This is a genomic window from Sulfuritalea hydrogenivorans sk43H, assembly GCF_000828635.1.
GTDB classification, from domain to species: domain Bacteria; phylum Pseudomonadota; class Gammaproteobacteria; order Burkholderiales; family Rhodocyclaceae; genus Sulfuritalea; species Sulfuritalea hydrogenivorans.
The window spans coordinates 165028-183842 of record NZ_AP012547.1 but is presented as its reverse complement, the minus strand read 5'-3'; the positions used below and the strand labels follow the sequence as shown (position 1 = coordinate 183842).

At 62.0% G+C, this 18815-nt stretch carries 23 protein-coding genes; 11 read left to right on the top strand and 12 right to left on the bottom strand.

Going from position 1 to position 18815, the window contains the following annotated elements; genetic code table 11:
- Positions 1-16: 16 nt before the first annotated feature.
- Complete coding sequence (gene groES, locus SUTH_RS00855) at positions 17-307, bottom strand: co-chaperone GroES (protein ID WP_041096356.1); 291 nt, start codon at positions 305-307, stop codon at positions 17-19.
- A gap of 341 nt (positions 308-648) precedes the next feature.
- Here groES and SUTH_RS00850 point away from each other — a divergent pair, with 341 nt between their 5' ends.
- On the top strand, positions 649-1869 hold the full coding sequence (locus SUTH_RS00850) for a methyl-accepting chemotaxis protein (protein ID WP_052473006.1): 1221 nt from the start codon (positions 649-651) through the stop codon (positions 1867-1869).
- Positions 1870-1885: 16 nt separating this feature from the next.
- Here the strand turns inward: SUTH_RS00850 and SUTH_RS00845 are convergent, their stop codons facing one another.
- A complete protein-coding gene (locus SUTH_RS00845; protein ID WP_041096354.1) occupies positions 1886-2743 on the bottom strand; it encodes a pirin family protein in 858 nt (285 codons plus the stop codon).
- Positions 2744-2875: 132 nt separating this feature from the next.
- On the opposite strand from SUTH_RS00845, the gene SUTH_RS00840 reads away from it, so the two are divergent.
- From SUTH_RS00840 to SUTH_RS00835, 3 genes are all read left to right on the top strand, one after another.
- Positions 2876-3457: an NnrU family protein gene (locus tag SUTH_RS00840; RefSeq protein WP_041096353.1), complete on the top strand. Its 582-nt coding sequence runs from the start codon at positions 2876-2878 to the stop codon at positions 3455-3457.
- Between the two features lie 374 nt (positions 3458-3831).
- On the top strand, positions 3832-4125 hold the full coding sequence (locus tag SUTH_RS19225) for a hypothetical protein (protein WP_148312811.1): 294 nt from the start codon (positions 3832-3834) through the stop codon (positions 4123-4125).
- Positions 4122-4883, top strand: a complete 762-nt coding sequence (locus tag SUTH_RS00835) for a DUF1828 domain-containing protein (protein WP_041096351.1) — start codon at positions 4122-4124, stop codon at positions 4881-4883. Before SUTH_RS19225 ends, SUTH_RS00835 begins: the two co-directional genes overlap by 4 nt.
- Before the next feature lie 98 nt (positions 4884-4981).
- Here SUTH_RS00835 and SUTH_RS00830 read toward each other — a convergent pair whose 3' ends face one another.
- Together SUTH_RS00830 and SUTH_RS00825 are read right to left on the bottom strand one after the other, a co-directional pair.
- Complete coding sequence (locus SUTH_RS00830; RefSeq protein ID WP_041096349.1) at positions 4982-5536, bottom strand: flavin reductase family protein; 555 nt, start codon at positions 5534-5536, stop codon at positions 4982-4984.
- The gene (locus SUTH_RS00825; protein ID WP_041096347.1) at positions 5533-7491 is read right to left on the bottom strand and encodes an acetoacetate--CoA ligase; all 1959 of its coding nucleotides are present in this window, start codon (positions 7489-7491) and stop codon (positions 5533-5535) included. Before SUTH_RS00825 ends, SUTH_RS00830 begins: the two co-directional genes overlap by 4 nt.
- A 47-nt stretch (positions 7492-7538) precedes the next feature.
- Between SUTH_RS00825 and dacB the strand changes: the two genes are divergently transcribed.
- Genes dacB through SUTH_RS00810 form a run of 3 tightly spaced genes read left to right on the top strand, consistent with a single transcriptional unit; the run spans position 7539 to position 9582 of the window.
- A complete protein-coding gene (gene dacB / locus SUTH_RS00820; protein ID WP_041096345.1) occupies positions 7539-8957 on the top strand; it encodes a D-alanyl-D-alanine carboxypeptidase/D-alanyl-D-alanine endopeptidase in 1419 nt (472 codons plus the stop codon).
- Complete coding sequence (locus tag SUTH_RS00815; protein ID WP_041096343.1) at positions 8954-9190, top strand: hypothetical protein; 237 nt, start codon at positions 8954-8956, stop codon at positions 9188-9190. Before dacB ends, SUTH_RS00815 begins: the two co-directional genes overlap by 4 nt.
- On the top strand, positions 9187-9582 hold the full coding sequence (locus SUTH_RS00810; RefSeq protein ID WP_408054955.1) for a YchJ family protein: 396 nt from the start codon (positions 9187-9189) through the stop codon (positions 9580-9582). Before SUTH_RS00815 ends, SUTH_RS00810 begins: the two co-directional genes overlap by 4 nt.
- On the opposite strand, the gene SUTH_RS00805 is transcribed toward SUTH_RS00810, so the two are convergent.
- From SUTH_RS00805 to metK, 4 genes are all read right to left on the bottom strand, one after another.
- On the bottom strand, positions 9579-10118 hold the full coding sequence (locus SUTH_RS00805; protein ID WP_197539628.1) for a lipocalin family protein: 540 nt from the start codon (positions 10116-10118) through the stop codon (positions 9579-9581). The two genes, SUTH_RS00810 and SUTH_RS00805, sit on opposite strands and share 4 nt — an antisense overlap.
- Entirely contained in the window at positions 10115-10594 is a 480-nt protein-coding gene (locus SUTH_RS00800; protein WP_041096339.1) for a glutathione peroxidase, read from the bottom strand. The genes SUTH_RS00805 and SUTH_RS00800 overlap by 4 nt, the downstream gene beginning before the upstream one ends.
- A complete protein-coding gene (locus SUTH_RS00795; protein WP_084207198.1) occupies positions 10594-10977 on the bottom strand; it encodes a DUF2237 family protein in 384 nt (127 codons plus the stop codon). The genes SUTH_RS00800 and SUTH_RS00795 overlap by 1 nt, the downstream gene beginning before the upstream one ends.
- Before the next feature lie 242 nt (positions 10978-11219).
- Complete coding sequence (metK, locus tag SUTH_RS00790; protein WP_041096338.1) at positions 11220-12386, bottom strand: methionine adenosyltransferase; 1167 nt, start codon at positions 12384-12386, stop codon at positions 11220-11222.
- Between the two features lie 249 nt (positions 12387-12635).
- Between metK and SUTH_RS00785 the strand changes: the two genes are divergently transcribed.
- The 4 genes from SUTH_RS00785 to SUTH_RS19215 all read left to right on the top strand — a co-directional run bounded on the left by SUTH_RS00785 (position 12636) and on the right by SUTH_RS19215 (position 15761).
- Entirely contained in the window at positions 12636-13874 is a 1239-nt protein-coding gene (locus tag SUTH_RS00785; RefSeq protein WP_041096336.1) for an MFS transporter, read from the top strand.
- Between the two features lie 115 nt (positions 13875-13989).
- The gene (locus SUTH_RS19220; RefSeq protein ID WP_148312810.1) at positions 13990-14535 is read left to right on the top strand and encodes a hypothetical protein; all 546 of its coding nucleotides are present in this window, start codon (positions 13990-13992) and stop codon (positions 14533-14535) included.
- A 286-nt stretch (positions 14536-14821) separates the two neighbouring features.
- Positions 14822-15226, top strand: a complete 405-nt coding sequence (locus SUTH_RS19925) for a transglycosylase SLT domain-containing protein (RefSeq protein WP_231851073.1) — start codon at positions 14822-14824, stop codon at positions 15224-15226.
- Between the two features lie 124 nt (positions 15227-15350).
- On the top strand, positions 15351-15761 hold the full coding sequence (locus SUTH_RS19215) for a DUF4156 domain-containing protein (RefSeq protein ID WP_148312809.1): 411 nt from the start codon (positions 15351-15353) through the stop codon (positions 15759-15761).
- 428 nt (positions 15762-16189) lie between these two features.
- Here the strand turns inward: SUTH_RS19215 and SUTH_RS00775 are convergent, their stop codons facing one another.
- From SUTH_RS00775 to SUTH_RS19515, 4 genes are all read right to left on the bottom strand, one after another.
- Positions 16190-16510, bottom strand: a complete 321-nt coding sequence (locus SUTH_RS00775; RefSeq protein WP_041096334.1) for a CcdB family protein — start codon at positions 16508-16510, stop codon at positions 16190-16192.
- Between the two features lie 9 nt (positions 16511-16519).
- Positions 16520-16774 (bottom strand): type II toxin-antitoxin system CcdA family antitoxin, encoded by a 255-nt coding sequence (locus SUTH_RS00770; RefSeq protein ID WP_041096332.1) that lies wholly within the window; start codon positions 16772-16774, stop codon positions 16520-16522.
- A gap of 176 nt (positions 16775-16950) precedes the next feature.
- Complete coding sequence (gene lpxA / locus SUTH_RS19520; protein ID WP_041096330.1) at positions 16951-17724, bottom strand: acyl-ACP--UDP-N-acetylglucosamine O-acyltransferase; 774 nt, start codon at positions 17722-17724, stop codon at positions 16951-16953.
- A complete protein-coding gene (locus SUTH_RS19515; RefSeq protein ID WP_041096328.1) occupies positions 17721-18815 on the bottom strand; it encodes a DegT/DnrJ/EryC1/StrS family aminotransferase in 1095 nt (364 codons plus the stop codon). Before SUTH_RS19515 ends, lpxA begins: the two co-directional genes overlap by 4 nt.

Below are 18815 nucleotides of genomic sequence, written 5' to 3'. Positions count from 1 at the left end.
TGTAATTCTATGGGGATCAGAGCTCAACTACGCCCATGATGTCTTCTTCACGCATGACCAGCAACTCGTCGCCATCGACCTTGACGGTCTGGCCGGAGTACTTGCCGAACAACACGCGGTCGCCAACCTTGAGCGACATCGGACGGACCTTGCCGTCGTCCTGGATCTTGCCGTTGCCGACGGCGATGACCTGGCCCTGATCGGGCTTTTCAGCGGCGTTGTCGGGGATGACGATGCCGGAAGCGGTTTTCTTCTCTTCTTCGAGACGCTTGACGATAACGCGGTCATGCAAAGGACGAATTTTCATGGGTTGAACTCCTCTTGAACTGGATTGGTGCAGAAAAAGCCGGTGCGGGCGGGCCGCAGGTCTGAGTCGGGCGAAGGTATCTATTAGCACTCATCGCCAACGAGTGCTAATAATAGGGCCTTGTGGCCGCTTATTCAAGGGGCCACCGATAAAATCTGTTCGTTCATCGTCGGCGGGGGGGCAACCGGCAAGGCGACTCGCAGCAGGATTCCATATATCCGCACATGCAAATTTAATGGCTCCGCGTACTATCCTTGGCTAAAGTCCCTGTTCTTCAACCGGGCAATCATGCCCCGCCATCCGGCTGCCCCGGGCAGCTGCCGATCAGAGAGAGACTCGCCATGAGCTTGCGCAGGCAATTGATCCTGGTGCTGGCCGTTCTTGCACTGGCCACACTGATTGCAAACGGTTTCAGCTTCTACATGGTTTCCCGCCTCGGCGAGGCGGCACAGAAGGTGGATGCGAACCTCGGCACATTTGCCGCCGATGCCCGGCTCTGGATGGCCGTGGTGACCGTGGTCGCCTCGACCTTCGGGCTTGCCGCCTTCCTGTTGCTGGTGCGGATGCTGCTGCGCCTGCTGGGCGGCGAACCGCAGTATGCAGCGAGCGTGGTCGGCCGCATCTCGCAAGGCGACCTGGCCTTCAAGATCGAGGTCGACGCCGACAACCCGAACAGCCTGCTGGGTGGAATCGCCTCGATGCAGTCGAATCTCCACGAGATGGCAAGCCAGATCCGGGTGGCTGCGGAGAAGCTCAACGACGCCGCCAACCGCATGCAGGAAACCACCGGCAGCATCAGCCGAGGCAACGATCAGCAATGCGCCACCGTGGTCGAGACCGCCACTACGATCAGCAACGCCGAGGGCATTGCACGCCGCGTCGCCGACAGCGCCGCCGAGGTCCGCCAGATGTCGGCGGCGAGCATGACGCGGATGCAGGAAGGCAACGAGAGCCTGTCGCGCATGATCGGCGAAATCGACAGCGTGGAAAGTTGCGTGGATGAAATCTCCCGCACCGCGGAAGCCTTCATCGAGAGCACCCAGGCGATTACGGGGATGACCCAGGAAGTCCGCGACATCGCCGACCAGACCAACCTGCTGGCCTTGAACGCGGCCATCGAAGCCGCCCGTGCCGGCGAGCATGGGCGCGGCTTCGCGGTGGTTGCCGACGAAGTTCGCAAGCTTGCGGAAAAATCCGCCCAGACCGCCGCAGAGATCAACAAGGTGACCGCGGCACTGAGCGACAAGTCGGCCATCGTGGAGCGCGCCATCGAAAACGGCAGGCAGGCGCTGCGCTCCTCGCAGGATCATCTGGAAAGGGTCGCCGAGGGACTGGGCGAAGCGAATCAGGCGGCGCAGCTCACCACGCAGGGAATGGAAGAAATTTCATCCTCGATGATCGAGCAGACCGCCGTCAGCAGGGAGATCGGCAGCAATGTCGACCGCGTTGCCCGGGTCGCGAAGGAAATCAGCGTGCCCATCGGCCATGCCGAACAAGAGGGACAACAGCTGCAGACGCTGGCGACGGAGCTCAACGGGGTGCTGAACCGCTTCAAGCTGTAAGGCTTCCGGAACACCCTCACACCAGGCGGTTGTTCCGGTAATCGGCGATCGCCTGTTCGATTTCCTCGCGGGTATTCATCACGAACGGTCCGTGCTGCGCCACCGGCTCGCCCAGCGGCCGTGCCGCCAGCAAGAGAAAGCGGGCCGGACCATCGACGGCCCGGAACTCCACCCGCTCGCCGGCGGAGAGCACGCCGGCATCCTGCGCCGACAGGGGGCGCGGATCGTCCGCCGGACCGATCGCCAGGCGTCCCTCGTAGGCATAGACGAAAGCGCCGTGGGCGGCAGGCAGCGCCTGGGCGAAGTACCCGCCGGCAGGCAGCAGAACGTCGATGTAGAGCGGCTCGGTCGACAGGCCCTGTACCGGGCCGGCCACCGCGCGGCCCTCGACCGCGATGCTCCCGGCGATCACCCTGGCCTCGCCGCCACCGGGCAGTGTCGTCCTCGGAATCTCTTCGGGGCGAATGTCGCGGTAATGCGCCGGCTTCATCTTTTCGGCCGCCGGCAGGTTGATCCAGAGCTGGAAGCCGCGCATGCGGCCACTTTCCTGTTGCGGCATTTCGGAATGGATGATGCCGCGCCCGGCGGTCATCCATTGCGCGCCGCCGGGCAGCAGGTCGCCGCGGTTGCCGAGGTGGTCCTCGTGCAGCATGTGGCCGTCGAGCATGTAGGTCACGGTCTCGAAACCGCGATGCGGATGCGGGGGAAAACCGGCGATGTAGTCGTCCGGATCGTCGGACGAGAACTCGTCGAGCATCAGGAAGGGATCGACGCGCGTGGCCGGCGACTGGCCGAGGCTGCGGCGCAGGCTGACACCGGCGCCGTCCGAGGTGGCAACGGAACGGATGATCTGTTGCAGGCGGCGAATGGTCATGGCGGTTCTCCTTGTGGCAACGCCTCCAAGATGGGCCCTGAAGCTTTATCGCTAGGATACCGTCCGCGCCTTGGGCGCAGACATAAATCGCAAGTAAGATCGCGGCACTTCACTGTTGCAGAAAGAGTCGCAATGAGCTTCCTGATCCTCGGCCTGGTGCTGTTCCTCGGTGTCCATTCGGTACGCATCTTCGCCGGCGACTGGCGCGAGGCGCAGATTGCCCGGCTCGGCGAGGTGCGCTGGAAAGGCGTGTACTCACTTCTTTCGGCAATTGGCTTGGGGCTGATCATCTGGGGTTACGGCATGGCTCGCGCCGATTCCCCGACACTGTGGGGCTCACCGATCTGGACTCGGCATCTCGCCGCCACGCTGACGCTGCCGGCCTTCATTCTGCTCGTGGCGGCCTATCTGCCAGGCAGCCGGATCAAGGCGGTCGTCGGCCATCCGATGGTCGCCGGCGTCAAGCTGTGGGCGCTGGCGCATCTGCTGGCCAACGGCGCGCTGGTCGACGCGACGCTGTTCGGTGCCTTCCTGATCTGGGCGGTGCTCGATTTCGTTTCGGCGCGACGCCGGGATCGGGTCGCGGGTCGCACTTATCCGGCACGCGGCGCTTCCCGCGACGCCGCGGTGGTGGTGATCGGACTGATTGCCTGGGCGCTGTTCGCCTTTTACGGCCACGCCTGGCTGATCGGGGTGGCGCCGTTCGGCAGCTAAGCGTCAAAGGCGTATCCGCCGCACCGGAAGCGCCGACTTTTGTGCCTCGCTTAAAAGATGGCGCACCTCCTGAGCCACCCGCCCCTGAAAATAGCTACTCAAACCCACCCCGAAAGAACAGCATGGTCCACACTTTGACAAGCTATAGTTATGTTTTCTCTCTTCTATTCAGCACAATTGCATGCTTGCCCTCGCTGATGTCAGTCTCTTCCTGAGCGCGAAGAAAAACGCCATTTCGGTTATCGACTGGCGCCCAGGAATTTCGAAGAAAGACGCACATTGGTGGAAATGGGATTCTGCAGTCGAAGTCAATGGTGTTGTGTCGGAGGGCACGCGGATAATTCTGCAGTGGCGGCCCGCCGCAGGCGCCGCACTTGAAAAATACAGTTGCGGGCTGCTATATACGAACCGAACGTGTTTATGCCATTGATTTTGAGCCGGATGGACAGCACACAAACAAGGTGGGTAAGGGGCGTCCTTATTTTGGCAAGCGTTTTGGCCCGGGAACACATAAACACACATGGTCGGATGAAGGCTATGGATATATGGAGCCAATCACTGATTTCAAAGATTTCCCCGCTCTGTTTGAGCATTTCTGTACGAAAACGAACCTAGAGGTAGTTGGCGGATACAGACCGCCACCCAGCCAACAACTGGAGTTGATATGAACTGCGCAAACCTGCTCGAAAACCTGGGCTTTGACTGCGCGCCGCGTGAAAATGGCGCACTGCGCCTGTGGTCGCCCTTTACCTTCGACGACGGCGAACACCTTGGCTTGTTTCTGGAGCCTCTCGGAGATGATCGCTGGCTCGTCACTGATCATGCCGACACACTGATGCATGCCAGTGCACTGGGTGCAAAGCTCAGCAAGCCACGCTTGGAGGGTATCCGCAAGCGCTTCCCCGCAGTTAATTTGAGCGATGGCGGAGCACTGAGAGCGACTGCCGCACAAGCCGACTTGCCCAGCGTAGTCGCCGCCGTACTGAATACCGCAATTGCCATCAGCCACTCCGAAGCAAGCTGGCTACCGAAGGCTGGCGAAGAACGCTTCATCCAGAGCGTCGGCCGCGAATTACAGTCTGTCGCCGGCGCACACCTGCAACGCAATGTCTCGGTGCAAGGGGTTTCCGGTCATCAACTCGAATTCCCCTTGGTGATCGACTTGCCGGATGTTGGACGGCATTACATCCAGCCGGTGGCAAGCGGTGACGAACATGTTGATTGGGGTAACGTCTATAAAGCCGGCGGTAAGATGCTTGATCTTAAATCGGCGGGCGCTGACGAACATCAGCGAATTGTCGTTATCGAAGACATGCCAGGCGATGAAGAATTGGGCAAGGCAATCACCTTCCTGAGCGTTACTACATCAGTATTGCTGTTCAGTCATCGCATGCAATGGCTGGAGCGCTTCCGCCTCGCCGCGTGACAGATGGGAGACTGCAAGAAGTTTCTCGATAGGGTAAACAGGGTTCCCGCGCCGAGCGCGGCAACAGCCAACCGATTCAGAGAAGCGGCCTACGGCCGTTACACCTCGAAAGCCTCGCCGGTAGCGAAGAAACTGCCGCCGGACTGGTAGTGAATGCTGCGTTGCTCTTCGTCAGGAAAATGCCAGCGGCCATCGGAGAACACCGCCGGATCGGCCCAGGCGGCGACCACTTCGGCGAGGAACAGGTCGTAGGTCTGCTGGTTGTGCGGCTCGGGAATGACGCGGCATTCGAGCCAGGCCAGGCCGCCGTCGATCAGCGGCGCACCGACGACGCTGGCCGCCGTCTCGCCAACGCCGACTTTCAAGAATTTGTCGGCTTCCCTTCCCGACTGCGTGCCGACCGCCAGCGTCAGCGCCGCCTGCTGCCGCGACGGCACATTGAGCACGAACTCGCCCGAGGCCTCGACCAGCTCCCGCGTCAGCGTGGCCTTGTCGATCACCACCGCCACCTTGGGTGGATCGAAGTCGAGCGGCATGCTCCATGCCGCGGCCATCACGTTGCGCCGGCCGGCGTGGGCGCTCGACACCAGCACCGTGGGACCATGGTTGAGCAGCCGATAGGCTTTCGGTAGCGGCACGGCGATGCGTGTCATGCCGCGCGCTCCGCTGCGCGACGCATCGCAAAGTCGACGAACCATTGCAGGCTGGCGGGATTGGCCATCGCGTCCGGGTTGGCGATCTTGTCCAGGGCGTGGCCGAGCAGCAGCTTCTTCACCGGCAGTTCCATCTTCTTGCCGGACAGCGTGCGCGGAACCTCGGCCACCTGGAAGATCTCGTTGGGCACGTGGCGCGCCGACAGCGCGACCTTGATCCGCTCGCGCAAGGTGGCTTCGAGTTGCTTCGTCAGCTCATGGCCGGGACGCAGGACGACGAACAGCGGCATATACGATTCGCGGCCGAGGAATTCCAGATCGACCACCAGGCTGTCCAGCACTTCCGGCAGTTCCTCGACGGCGCGATACAGCTCGCTGGTGCCCATGCGGATGCCGTGGCGGTTGATGGTGGCATCGGAACGGCCGTAGATGATCGCGCCGCCATGCGGCGTGATGCGCAGCCAGTCGCCGTGGCGCCAGACACCCGGGTACATGTCGAAGTAGCTCTCGCGGTAGCGGCGGTCTTCGGGGTCGTTCCAGAATTTCAGCGGCATCGAAGGCATCGGCGCGCTGCACACCAGTTCGCCGACTTCGTCGATCAGCGCCTTGCCGGCTTCGTTCCAGGCTTCCACTTTTGCGCCGAGGCAGCGGCACTGCATCTCGCCCAGATAGACCGGCAGCGTCGCCACGCCGCCGACGAAACAGCCGGCAAAATCGGTGCCGCCGGAAATCGGATTGATCCAGATGTCCGGCCGCACGTGGTCGTAAATCCATTGATAGCCTTCCTCCGGCAGCGGCGAGCCGGTGGAGCCGACCACGCGCAACGCCGACAGGTCGGCAACCTCGTTCGGCTCGACATGGGCCTTGAGGCAGGACAGAAAGAAGGCTGCGCCGGCGCCGAAAAACGTCACGCGCTTTTCGCCGACGAAACGCCACAGCGCGTTCCAGTCCGGCCAACCCGGGTTGCCGTCGTAGATGCAGATGGTGCTGCCCATCAGCAGGCCGATCAGCTGGCAATTCCACATGATCCAGCCGCTGCTCGAATACCAGTGGTAGCGGTCCTCCGGGCCGAGGTCGAGATGGAAGGCGCCGAGCTTGACATGCTCGATGACGATGCCGCCATGCGAATGCACGATGGGCTTGGGCAGGCCGGTGGTGCCCGAGGAATAGACGACCCACAGCGGATGGTCGACTTGCAGCGGCTCGCTGCCTGCCGTTGCAGCGGCCCAGCCCGTGCAGCTGGCGAACTCCGCCGGATCGGCCTGCTCGTCGAAACTCGGCAGCAGTACCATGTGGTCGATACTGGGCAGTTCGGCCAGCAGTTCGTGGATCAGTTCGCGGCGATCGTAGGACTTGCCGCCGTACTGGTAGCCGTCTACGGCGATCAGCACCTTCGGCGCGATCTGGCGAAAACGGTCGAGCACGGCGATGCGCCCCATGTCCGGCGAGCAGGCCGACCAGATCGCGCCAAGGCTGGCAACGGCGAGGAAGGCGACGACGGTTTCCGGAATGTTGGGCAGATAGGCCACCACGCGGTCGCCGCGCCCGACGCCCATGCCGCGCAGGCTGGCCGCCAGCGCACCGACCTGGCGCCGCAGTTCCGGCCAGCCCAGCTCGCGGTCGACGCCGGCCTCGTTGCGCGAAATGACGGCCGGGCGGTTGGGCGTAACATGGCGAAACACCTGCTCGACGTAGTTCATCGTCACGCCGGGAAACCATTGCGCGCCGGGCATCCGGGCATCGGCCAGAACCCGCGTGCGCGGCGTCGCGGCGGGGATCGCGAAGTAATCCCAGACCGCGCCCCAGAAGCCTTCGAGATCCTCCACCGACCAGCGCCAGAGTGCATCGTAGTCCGCGAATTTCAGTCCGCGCTCGGCCGCCAGCCAGTTGCTGAAAGCCGTGATCTTCGCTGCGCTGATCGTGGCGGCCGAGGGCCGCCAGGCAGGATTATTCATGCGTGATCTTCTCCTCGTTCTGCCCGCGATTCTATAAGATCACGCCCATGCGAAAACTGCTGCTTGCCCTGCTCTGGCTGTGCGCCACGACTACGCGCGCCAACGACCTGCCCGCCCCGGTGGCGCAGGCGCTCAAGGGCGCCGGCATTCCGGTGGCGGCAACCGCATTGTGGGTCGGCGAAGTTGACGCCGCCAAGCCGCGCCTCGCGGTGAACGCACGCGCCGCCCTGAACCCCGCCTCGACCATGAAGCTGGTCACCACCTATGCCGCGCTCGACCTGCTGGGCCCGGCCTATGTCTGGAAGACCGAAGCCTTTGCCAACGGCGCGCTCAACGACGGTGTCCTGACCGGCGATCTGCACCTGCGCGGCGGCGGCGATCCCAAGCTGACCTACGACCAGTTCGAGCGCTTGCTGCGACAGATCCGCGCACGCGGCATTCGCGAGATTCGCGGTGACCTGGTGCTCGACCGCGGCGCCTTTGCGGTGAATGGAGCCGACCCGGCACGCTTCGACGCGCAACCGATGCGGCCCTACAACGTCGCGCCGGATGCCCTCCTGGTGAACTTCAAGGCGGTCACGCTGCAATTGATTCCCGATCCCGCGAACAGGACGCTGACGGTCGCCATGGAGCCGGCGCCGACCAACCTCGACCTGGTCAACCAGATCAAGCTGGGCAACGGCAATGGCTGCGGCGACTGGAAGGAGCGCCTGCGCGCCGACACCTTCAGCCACGGCACGACGACGCGCCTGGTGCTGACCGGGGTGTTTCCCCAAAGCTGCGGCGAGGAGCGCTGGAACATCGCCGTGATGGAACACCCGCAATTCGTGCTCGGCGTTTTCCTCCAGCTGTGGGCGGAGCTCGGCGGTTCGCTGACCGGCGGGGTACGCGAAGGCATGGTGCCGGCCGACGCGCGCGCGGTCGGCGTGCTGCCATCGCCGACTCTTGCCGAAGTGGTGCGCGACATCAACAAATTCTCCAACAACGTCATGGCGCGCCAGCTGTTCCTGACGCTGGGCATGGAGGCCGGACGGCGGCCGGCAAACACCGACGATGCCGATGCGGCGATTCGTTCCTGGCTCGACGCGCGCGGCCTCGGCATTCCGGAGCTGGTCCTGGAAAACGGCTCCGGCCTGTCGCGCCGCGAGCGGATTTCCGCCGAAGGCCTGGGGCGCGTCTTGCAGGCGGCATGGCGCAGTTCGGTGATGCCGGAGCTGATGGCGTCCCTGCCGGTGACGGCCACCGACGGCACGATGAGGAAGCGCCTCAAGCAGAACGGCGTTGCAGGACAGGCGCACATCAAGACCGGTTCGCTGGAGGGCGTGCGCAGCATCGCCGGCTATGTGCTGGACAAGACGGGCCGGCGCTGGATCGTGGTGTTCTTCGTCAATCACGCCCATGCCGGAGCAGCGCAGCCGGCACAGGATGCGCTGCTGGAATGGGTCTACGCGGGACGCGGCACATGAAGCGCGCCGCGCTCCTCGTCGTTGCCTTCGCCTACATGGTGCTGCTGATCGAAGCCCTGCACGCCGCCGTGGCGTGGTGGAAAGGCGAACTGGCACAACCGGGCTGGAGCGACATCGCACTGATCGGCGTGCTGCCGCTGCTGGTCTGGATCTGGTGGCGCTACATCTCGCCCTTCGGCCAGCCCGACTGCCAGAAATGCGCGCTACCGCCCGAAACCGGCAAGCCGCAGTGACGCCTTGCCCCTGCGGCCGCCCGCTCGCCTACGCGGCGTGCTGCGGCCCGCTTCACGAGGGAAGCCCGGCGCCCGACGCCGAGTCGCTGATGCGCTCGCGCTACAGCGCCTATGTGCTCGGACTGGAGGACTATCTGCTGGCCACCTGGCATGCGTCCACGCGTCCCTCCGCACTGAATCTCGCAGCGGAGCCCCGGCCGAAGTGGCTGGGCCTGGAAGTCAAGGCGAGTACGCAAACCGGCGATGCCGCCACCGTGGAATTCGTCGCCCGCTGCAAGCTCGGCGGGCGGGCGCAGCGCATGCACGAGATCAGCCGCTTCGTGCGCGAGGATGGGCGCTGGTACTACGTCGATGGCGTGGTTGACGGCGGAGTCTCCGCCCGCGCGGACTAGCGCGATTTCTCCGCTTCGCCCTGTCTCGTGTAGCGCAGTTGCGTCAGGTCGAAGCCCTGCGTCGCGGCGGTCTTGAGCGCCTCATCGAGCAGGTCCTTCGACAGTTGCGGAGTCCGCGACAGCACCCAGAGATACTTGCGGTTGGGGTTGCCGACCACTGCCCAGCGATACTCGGGATCGAGTCCGAGCACCCAGTAGTCCGATCGAAACGGCCAGAAGAACGACACCTTGAGCCGGGCGTTGCCGCTGCCGTCCACCACCGTGGCGCTACCCTTCGCCTGATCGAATCCGCTCTCGGTACGGCAGCGATTGGTGACCGACACATCGCCTTCCGGAGTCAGCCCGTACTCGGCGGTGGTGTCGCCGATGCACTGGCGCTGGAAGACCATCGGAAAGCTGGCAATCTCGTACCACTTGCCGGCGTAGCGGGCGAGGTCCAGGACCGGCACGCTGCTCACCGGTACCCCCGCCCTGGCCGGCATGGCCAGCGAAGCGAGCAGCGCGAGCGCGATGCGCAGCAGTGCGGGACGGATCAAAGCAGCTTTTCGATGTCGTCGGCCATGTCTTCCGGCTTGTGCGCCGATGCATAGCGAGCGACGACATTGCCTTCGCGGTCAACCAGGAATTTGGTGAAATTCCACTTGATGCCTTCAGTGCCGAGCAAGCCCGGCGCAGCTTTTTTCAGGAAGGCGAAGATCGGATGGGTATCCCCGCCATTGACATCGACCTTGGCGAACATCGGGAAGCTCACGTCGTAGGTCAGGCTGCAGAATTCACCAATGGCGGCTTCGTCGCCCGGCTCCTGGCCACCGAACTGGTTGCAGGGAAAACCCAGCACCACCAGGCCGCGCTCGCCGTACTTCTGCCACAAGGCTTCGAGCCCGGCGTATTGCGGGGTGAAGCCGCAGCCGCTGGCCGTGTTGACGATCAGGAGCACCTTGCCCTTGTAGTCCTTCATCGACTGCTTCCCGCCATCGATACGGCGGGCAGAGAGTTTGTACAAGTCGCTCATCACTTCTCCTGGTCGAGTTTGACGGCATAACGCTTGAGGTCGGCCAGGCGCACGACTTCAAGCGCGGCGGCCGAGGTCGCTTCGAGCACGACGGGTGGCGCCATGCCGGCCTGCAGCGCTTCCAGCCAGCGGGCGGAACACAGGCACCAGCGATCGCCCGGCTTCAGGCCGGGGAACTCGAACTCGGGATGCGGAGTGGACAAGTCGTTGCCGCGCGATTTCGAGAAGGCCAGAAAAGCCGCGCTGGCGATGATGCAAACGCCGTGGTTCCCGATGTCCTCTTCCGTCACCTGACAATCGCCGGTGCGGAAAAACCCGGTCATCGGATCGGTGCTGCAGGGCTGCAGGAGCCCGCCCAAAACATTTTTTGCCAGATCGTGCATGTCGTTTCCCGAATCCTTCAGACCTGAACATTATCGACCCATGGCGGGACAAAAAGTTGCCGCGCAAAAAGAAATGGCCCGCGAACGGGCCATTTCCCTTGCGATGAAATGGACTTACAAGCCGGCGTCGGCCCTCAATGCAGCAGCGACGGGGCTTTGTCTTCGGCCGGCCCTGCGGACCTTAACCTGCCGATGAAACCGGGCAGGTTAGCCTGCGACGAAGCACAGCCAAGGCGCCGTGCTTACAGCCCCGCATCCGCGCGCAGCGCGGCAGCCTTGTCGGTCGCTTCCCACGTAAATTCCGGCTCGTCGCGGCCGAAGTGGCCGTAGGCGGCGGTCTTTTCGTAGATCGGACGCAGCAGGTTGAGCATCTGCACGATGCCCTTCGGCCGCAGGTCGAAATGCTTCTTCACCAGTTCGGCGATGGTGGCGTCGGCGACCTTGCCGGTACCCTGCGTGGTGACCCAGACCGAGGTCGGCTCGGCGACGCCGATGGCGTAGGAAATCTGCACCAGGCACTTGCTGGCGAGTCCCGCGGCGACGATGTTCTTCGCCACGTAGCGGCCGGCATAGGCGGCGGAACGGTCGACCTTGGAGGGATCCTTGCCGGAAAATGCGCCGCCGCCGTGGGGCGCCGCGCCGCCGTAGGTGTCGACGATGATCTTGCGCCCGGTCAGGCCGCAGTCGCCCTGCGGACCGCCGACGACGAAGCGGCCAGTCGGATTGACCAGGTACTTGATCTCGCCCTTGATCAGTTCCTTGGGCAGCATCGGCTTGATGATTTCCTCGATCACGGCTTCGCGGATCTGCGGCAGCTCGATGTCCGGTGCATGCTGGGTGGAGACCACCACGGTGTCGATCGAATGCGCCTTGCCGTCCTGGTAGCGGATCGTCACTTGCGACTTGGCGTCGGGGCGCAGCCAGGGCAGGCGGCCGTCGCGGCGCAACATCGACTGGCGCTCGACCAGGCGGTGCGAGAGGTAGATCGGCAGCGGCATCAGCACCGGCGTTTCGTCGCAGGCGTAGCCGAACATCAGGCCCTGGTCGCCGGCGCCCTGGTTCAGGTTGTCGTCGTAGGCCTTGTTCACGCCCTGCGCGATGTCGGGCGATTGCTTGTCGTAGGCCACCAGCACGGCGCAGCCCTTGTAGTCGATGCCGTACTCGGTGTTGTCGTAGCCGATGCGCTTCAGCACGTTGCGCGCGACGCCGATGTAATCGACGGTGGCATTCGTGGTGATCTCGCCGGCCAGCACCACGAGGCCGGTGTTGCACAGGGTTTCAGCGGCGACGCGGGAATGCGGGTCCTGCGCCAGGATGGCGTCGAGGATGGCGTCGGAAATCTGGTCGGACACCTTGTCCGGATGGCCTTCCGAAACCGACTCGGAAGTGAAGAAAAAATCGTTCGACATGATCTCGCTCCATAAACAAAAACGCCTCATTGCTGCGGCGAGGCCAGCTTTGAGGCGTGAGCGGGCGACGCTTTAGCGCTATTTGTTTTCCCACCGTCGCCGGTGTTCTCCGCCACGCAAGTTGTCATTTAACTCGGCGGAACAGCGCGCATTTTAAGCGCAGCGTGGCATGGCCGTCAATCGGGCGCCGGCGAATGACCCTGTTTGGTGCCTGTCTATTCCACGGGGAATAGGCTCTAAACTGCGCCCATGCCCTGGTTGCTCCAGTTCTGCGCGGCGCGCGCTGCCTTCGCGACGATGTTCACCGCCTGGTCGGCGGTGTTGCCGCTGCTGCGCACCGACTGGCAGATGAGCGCGTGGCAGGCCGGGATGGTGCAGTCGGCCTATCACGTCGGCTTCCTGGTCTCCTTGTTTTCGGTCGGCTTCCTTTCCGACCGCCATGGCGCGCGGCGCATCTACCTGCTGTCCGGCGGTGCGGCAGTCGTCAGCGGACTGCTGTTCGCCCTGTTCGCCGACGGCTTCGTTTCGGCGCTGCTGCTCTACGGCCTGACCGGCCTGTGCTCGGGCGGTTCGTACACGCCGGGGCTGGCCATCGTCGCACAACGGGTGCGTGAACGGCAGGGACGTGCGATGGGCTACTACCTCGCCGCCGCGTCGCTCGGCTACGCCATCGGCCTGCTCATCGCCAGCGCCATGATCCCGCTGGCGGGCTGGCGCGGCGCATTCGTCGTCACCGCCTGTTTCCCGCTGCTGGGGATGGTCCTCGGCTATTGGTCGCTGCGCGAGGTGCCGAATGTCGTGCACGCATCGCCCAGCGGCCACGGCAATCGCAGCCGCCTGCGCGAAGTGGTGCGCAACAAGCCGGCCATGCTGTCGATCTGGGGCTATACCTTCCATGCCTGGGAGCTGCTCGGCCTGTGGGCCTGGCTGCCGGCTTTCCTGGCTGCCGCGGCAATCACGAGCGGCAGCGGCGGTACTGCCGCCGCGAGCCTCGGCGCCACGCTGACGGCGCTGACCTATCTCGCCGCCGTCGTCGGCAGCGTGCTCGGCGGATCGCTGTCGGATCGCTTCGGCCGCACCCGCGTGACCCTGTTGCTGTCGATTGCGAGCCTGGCCTGTTCCTTCAGCTTCGGCTGGATGGTCGGCCTGCCGATGTTCCTGCTGGTCGCCGTGGCGATCTTCTACAACGTCACCGGAGTGGCCGATTCCTCGATCCATTCGACGACGCTGACCGAACTCACCGATCCGCGCTACCTCGGCGCCGCCTACTCGCTGCGTTCGGTGCTCGGCTTCGGCGCCGGAGCGATTTCGCCCTGGGTCTTCGGCTTGGTGCTGGACTGGGGCCGCGCCGGCGGCAGCCTGCCCGATCACGTGGTGTGGGGGCTGGCGTGGTCGACGCTGGGACTGGGCGGCCTGCTCGGCCCGGTGGTGATCTGGCGCCTGCGGCGGATGCCGGAGGCATTGAAACTTGCCGGCGGCAAACGCTGACCGCATTCCCGCGCGCCTGCATGGTGGCGCGATACGTCCGTTGCGCACCTGGCGTCGGAGGCCTGCCCAAGACAGTATCCGGTCATTCCGCTTCCCGTATCCGGAGGACTTAATCATGCTGATCGCTGATCCCAATCATCTCTTGCACGAAGCAGACCAAATCTCAGCTGCCATCGCTACTGCAGAGGCCTATATGGCGACTCTTACAACGAAAAGGGCTGAAATATTCTGTACCCTCGAAAATCTGACCAGGCCGGTGTGCGCTTCCCCGGCTCAGGAGCGCACTTTCATCAGGCGCGGATTTGTGTATCTTGGAGACATATTTCGATCCCCGACCTACCTCGCAATTTACCTGTCCGTGCTCAAACGGTTGTGGATGAGTTTTCCAGAAAAACGTGATGCAATGGCGAAAGAAGTGAGCCGTTCGGCCTACAGTCGGCGGTATTTGGCCCGAGATCGAAATGCACTTTTTTCAGGCATGTCAGGGGAATGGACACTTCAACACAGCACTCTTCTTTGTGAGGGTTGGTACGCAGATACAAACGTAAACAAGCAGCAAATTCGAAAGATTCTCTCCAGGGCAGTTTCGGCCGCAGGATTGAAGTGGGACGAGGACGTTCGCGTTCACTGGAACACCGGCTATACCGCGGTGCCGAAATAGTCATGAATCACCCGAACGGTGAAAATTCAGCACAGACCATTCTGAACCCAACGGATAAGCGATGAAGTATCCAAGATGCCAAGGCCGAAAATATCTGAGTTCTCTAAAAATGGGCAGATTCGCAGCACTGCTGTTCGTCACAACTGCGTGTGGATCGGTTGCGGCGGAAACAGAGAATCGACCAGAAACCTCGGCGCCATCCTTGCATATACGCTACGAAAAATCAGCATGGCTTACCGACATGTCGAAGCGATTGGAAGACCGAGTTTCCGATAGAGAGGTACGTATGGTTCTACTGAACGGGGTACTTGCTGAGTCCAAACGCGCCAATCTTGACCCGCAGTTGGTGTTGAGCCTTATTGATGTGGCTAGCGGATTCAAGAAGTATGCGGTGTCTTCGGGAGGTGCTCGCGGCTACATGCAGGTTGCCCCGTATTGGACGAAAAGCGCCGGATCGACTGACGCCAATCTTTTTCATGTCCTTGTGAATCTTCGCTATGGGTGCACGTTGCTCCGTGAGTTTCTCGACCGGGAAAATGGCAATGTACGGAAGGCCTTAGTTCGTTACAGGAATCAGATGGATGGTCAATTCAACGACAAGAGCCTCCCCGCTGAAAGACAATCGGACTTTCCGGACATCGTAGTACGTTTGCATAACACCCGCTGGCGATACGATACTGCTTCAATGTGATAGGCGAATCGTATTCGCATATACTAAATGTCATTTGTTCGATTGGGGCTGCGTAGATTTTTGGCTTTAGCAGATATGCAAGAGGTATTGTTATCGCTTCAGATCGCCCACCTGGAGGATTATTATGAACAAGTTATTCACGATCGCGATGATTGCAGTCGCACTTCATGCAACACCTTCGCGCGCGCAACTGTTTAATGAAGACATATCAGAAGCTACCCATGTGTTAAACGGCAATCAACAATACAGCCCAATATCCGAATCGCAAGTTCAAATCTTCGTTAGCAGGCCAACTGTGCCATTTACTGTAATTGGCACAATTGAAGCAAGAGGCATGGCCGTGCAGAGCATCGGGGACGCATTGACACTATCAATGCCAACCGAGAAAGATGACATGAAATTGGCCATAGCAGCTTTGCGCAAAGAGGCGGCCAGTATAGGTGCCAACGGAGTTGTGATAGTTAAGCAAGGTCAAGTTCGAACCGGAAGTTCAAGTACGGAGCGCCGGATTGCGGCAGCGGCTATTCGATATTGAACCTCTACTGAATCTCGACGATAGCCAAGCTGTGTAGCCAAATGTACTCATTCGGACCCAACCCCCTATTGCAAAGGCCCCAACCAGCTAACACTGATCAGGGCCTTGATCATACTGGTGGCAGCGGCAGAATCGAACTGCCGACACACGGATTTGTCAGGCCACTCCTTTGGATGCGCGCGCTAAACCCACCAAAGTTTCCCACTCAAAGTGGATCCAGTTTGGCAACATCATTTTCGCGAGGACTGTTGAATAGGCACGAACCCTAGTCGTTTACATAGTTCTGATGTCAGTTCCGCTGGCGCATGCCATATGCATCGATTCTTGGTCCGGTACGTTGCTAATAGCGGACGGTCAAAACCCTTGAGTTTTCGAGTCCTGAATGGCTCTTCCTGGCCGGATGCGGAAGACCAGTGCCAATCGCAAAGTTAGCCCCAAGCTCGAGTTAACAGTTCATCAAGGGCATCCATGATGCGACTACCCTCCGAACTCAGGGATTCCACATACTCTCCAAGTAACTCGATTGGAACCGAGACAATTTCCAGCGGATGCAGGACCACCTGAACGTTTTCGATTCTGAACGACGGATTAAATCGCGGATTGCTCACCTTCCCGAGAACAGCTTTTCGAACCATAGGGACAACCACCCGCCGACGGTAACTGTCATACAACGACGACTGGACAAGCACCACATAAGGAATATCACCCCGGTGCTTGCCTATGTTCCGATGCACATCGAATTGAGCCATATCGATGGCTCAAAGAGGGGAATATTCATCAGCGAATGCCCCATGTTTGGCGTTGAACGTGTTCCACATCGACATGGTCGCCTCAAGAGTCCTGGCCTTGGCCATACGCTGTTGACGCTCGTGTTCGACATAGTCCGCAAGCAGCGACTCAACCACTCCAGAGAGATTGTTGGTCAGACCGCGCACTTGGACAACCAAGTCCTCATTCAAGGTCAGATTTACCGGGCGCTTCCTGGCTTCACTATTGAATGTAGTTGTCTTCATCGCACACCTCCAATGCGCATTGTATGCGCATTTCTATGGAAATGGAATGGAATTTCTTAACTTCGGCTCGTGGCCGAAACCAGAAGTGCGGCCAGCGATGGTCAATGGGCGGATTCGCTGCTTGGAGCCCACCGCAAGGAAGGGCCGTGCCTTCAAGGGTGGACCTTGGCTCCAGATTAGCGCGTCGGGTGCGCAAAACCTCGTTTGCTGCCCTCGATGAAGTCGGCCAGTTCCGTCACCGGGGTTCTTTCCATGGCACGCATTCGCTCAATCGCCTCTGCCAGCGGCACGCGCGAGTAGAGCAGCCGATAAGCGTCTTTCAGGGCGCTTATGTCCGCGCGCGCGAAACCGTTGCGCTTGAGGCCGACAAGATTGAGGCCGCGGGCGCGGCCCGGATTGCCGTCGGTGATGCAGAAGGGCAACGCATCCTGCACCACCTTGGAAGACAAACCGATCATCGCGTTGCGGCCGACGCGGCAGAACTGGTGCACCGTCACCGCCGCCGAGATGAAGGCGCGGTCATCCACCACCACTTCGCCGGCGATGCCGGCGGTGTTGGCCATCACCACATTGTTGCCGACCACGCAGTCATGCGCGATGTGGCTGTAGGCCATGAGGAAACAGCCATTGCCGAGGCGCGTGCTGCTTCCCTCGCGCGAACCGCGATGCACCGTGACCCCTTCGCGCAGCCAGTTGTCGTCGCCGATTTCGGTGAAGGAAATGCAATCCGCCCTGAACTTGAAGTCCTGCGGATCGCCGCCGATCACCGCGTGTTCGGCGACGCGGTTGCGTGCGCCCATGCGCGTGTGGCGCTTGATCACGGCATGCGCGGCAATTTCACAATCGTCGCCGAGGACGACGTCTTCCTCGATCACTGCATAGGGCCCGACGCGCACGTTGGCGCCCAGCTTCACGTCGGGCGCGATGACCGCGGTGGGGTGGAAATTCACGTCAGTGCCTGGCGGATCGCGCCGGTGATGCGCTTGATCTGCTCGTCCTTCAGCATCGGCGAGATCGGTAGCGACAGGCAGCGCTGCGCCACCTTCTCGGTCACCGGCAGACGCACGCTGCCGTGCGTGGCGGCAAACATCTCCTGTCGGTGCAGCGGCACCGGGTAATAGACCGCACAGGCGATGCCGGAGTCGGTCAGCACCTTCTGGATCGTGTCGCGGCGATCGGACAGGATCGTGTACTGGTGATAGACATGGCGGCCATGACCATCGGCAAAGGGCGTTTCGACCAGGCCGGCCAAGTCCTTGTTGTAGGAGTCGGCGATGGCGATACGGCGATTGTTGAAGTTGTCGAGGCGCTTGAGCTTGATGCGCAGGATCACGGCCTGGATTTCGTCGAGCCGCGAGTTGTAGCCCAGCACATGATGGTGGTAGCGGACCCGCGAGCCGTGGCTGGCCAGCACGCGCAGCTCGGCGGCGAGCTGGTCGTCGTCGGTGATCATCAGGCCGCCGTCGCCGAAGGCCGAAAGATTTTTCGACGGATAAAACGAGGTGCAGCCGATGTCGCCGTAGGCGCCCGACTTGCGTCCGGCATAGTCGGCACCGAAGGACTGCGCGGCGTCCTCGATCAGTTTCAGGCCGTGCTTGTCGCACAAAGCCTTGAGCGGCGCCAGATGCACCGGCTGGCCGAACAGATGCACCGGCACGATGGCTTTTGTTCTTGGCGTGATCGCCGCCGCCACCTGGTCCAGGTCGAGGTTGAATGTGCGTGGATCGATATCGACAAACACCGGTTTGGCCCCGCACATGACCACCGTCGAGGCGGTGGCGACGAAGGTGAAGGGCGTGGTGATGACTTCGTCGCCCGGGCCAAGGCCGATGGCGCGCAGCGCGATCAGCAGCGCGTCGGTGCCGGAAGCGCAGGAAATCGCATGCCTGACGCCGGCATAGGCGGCGGCTTCCGCCTCGAAGGCCTTGACGTTGGGGCCGCCGATGTACTGGCAGGCGGCCAGCGCGTCGCAAACCGCGGGTTCGATTTCATCGCGCAACAAGGCGTATTCGGCCTTGAGATCAAGCATCGGGATATTCAT

Excerpts from the sequence above, each read along its gene's own strand:
- dacB (WP_041096345.1), top strand. The coding sequence starts at position 7,539 with ATGCGAAAACTGCTGCTTGCCCTGCTCTGGCTGTGCGCCACGACTACG.
- SUTH_RS00825 (WP_041096347.1), bottom strand. The coding sequence starts at position 7,491 with ATGAATAATCCTGCCTGGCGGCCCTCGGCCGCCACGATCAGCGCAGCG.
- metK (WP_041096338.1), bottom strand. The coding sequence starts at position 12,386 with ATGTCGAACGATTTTTTCTTCACTTCCGAGTCGGTTTCGGAAGGCCAT.
- SUTH_RS19215 (WP_148312809.1), top strand. The coding sequence starts at position 15,351 with ATGAACAAGTTATTCACGATCGCGATGATTGCAGTCGCACTTCATGCA.
- SUTH_RS00775 (WP_041096334.1), bottom strand. The coding sequence starts at position 16,510 with ATGGCTCAATTCGATGTGCATCGGAACATAGGCAAGCACCGGGGTGAT.
- SUTH_RS00795 (WP_084207198.1), bottom strand. The coding sequence starts at position 10,977 with ATGCACGATCTGGCAAAAAATGTTTTGGGCGGGCTCCTGCAGCCCTGC.
- SUTH_RS00815 (WP_041096343.1), top strand. The coding sequence starts at position 8,954 with ATGAAGCGCGCCGCGCTCCTCGTCGTTGCCTTCGCCTACATGGTGCTG.
- SUTH_RS19220 (WP_148312810.1), top strand. The coding sequence starts at position 13,990 with ATGCTGATCGCTGATCCCAATCATCTCTTGCACGAAGCAGACCAAATC.
- SUTH_RS00850 (WP_052473006.1), top strand. The coding sequence starts at position 649 with ATGAGCTTGCGCAGGCAATTGATCCTGGTGCTGGCCGTTCTTGCACTG.
- SUTH_RS00830 (WP_041096349.1), bottom strand. The coding sequence starts at position 5,536 with ATGACACGCATCGCCGTGCCGCTACCGAAAGCCTATCGGCTGCTCAAC.
- SUTH_RS19925 (WP_231851073.1), top strand. The coding sequence starts at position 14,822 with ATGGTTCTACTGAACGGGGTACTTGCTGAGTCCAAACGCGCCAATCTT.
- SUTH_RS00835 (WP_041096351.1), top strand. The coding sequence starts at position 4,122 with ATGAACTGCGCAAACCTGCTCGAAAACCTGGGCTTTGACTGCGCGCCG.
- groES (WP_041096356.1), bottom strand. The coding sequence starts at position 307 with ATGAAAATTCGTCCTTTGCATGACCGCGTTATCGTCAAGCGTCTCGAA.
- SUTH_RS00800 (WP_041096339.1), bottom strand. The coding sequence starts at position 10,594 with ATGAGCGACTTGTACAAACTCTCTGCCCGCCGTATCGATGGCGGGAAG.
- SUTH_RS00770 (WP_041096332.1), bottom strand. The coding sequence starts at position 16,774 with ATGAAGACAACTACATTCAATAGTGAAGCCAGGAAGCGCCCGGTAAAT.
- SUTH_RS00840 (WP_041096353.1), top strand. The coding sequence starts at position 2,876 with ATGAGCTTCCTGATCCTCGGCCTGGTGCTGTTCCTCGGTGTCCATTCG.
- SUTH_RS00845 (WP_041096354.1), bottom strand. The coding sequence starts at position 2,743 with ATGACCATTCGCCGCCTGCAACAGATCATCCGTTCCGTTGCCACCTCG.
- SUTH_RS00785 (WP_041096336.1), top strand. The coding sequence starts at position 12,636 with ATGCCCTGGTTGCTCCAGTTCTGCGCGGCGCGCGCTGCCTTCGCGACG.
- SUTH_RS19515 (WP_041096328.1), bottom strand. The coding sequence starts at position 18,815 with ATGAATATCCCGATGCTTGATCTCAAGGCCGAATACGCCTTGTTGCGC.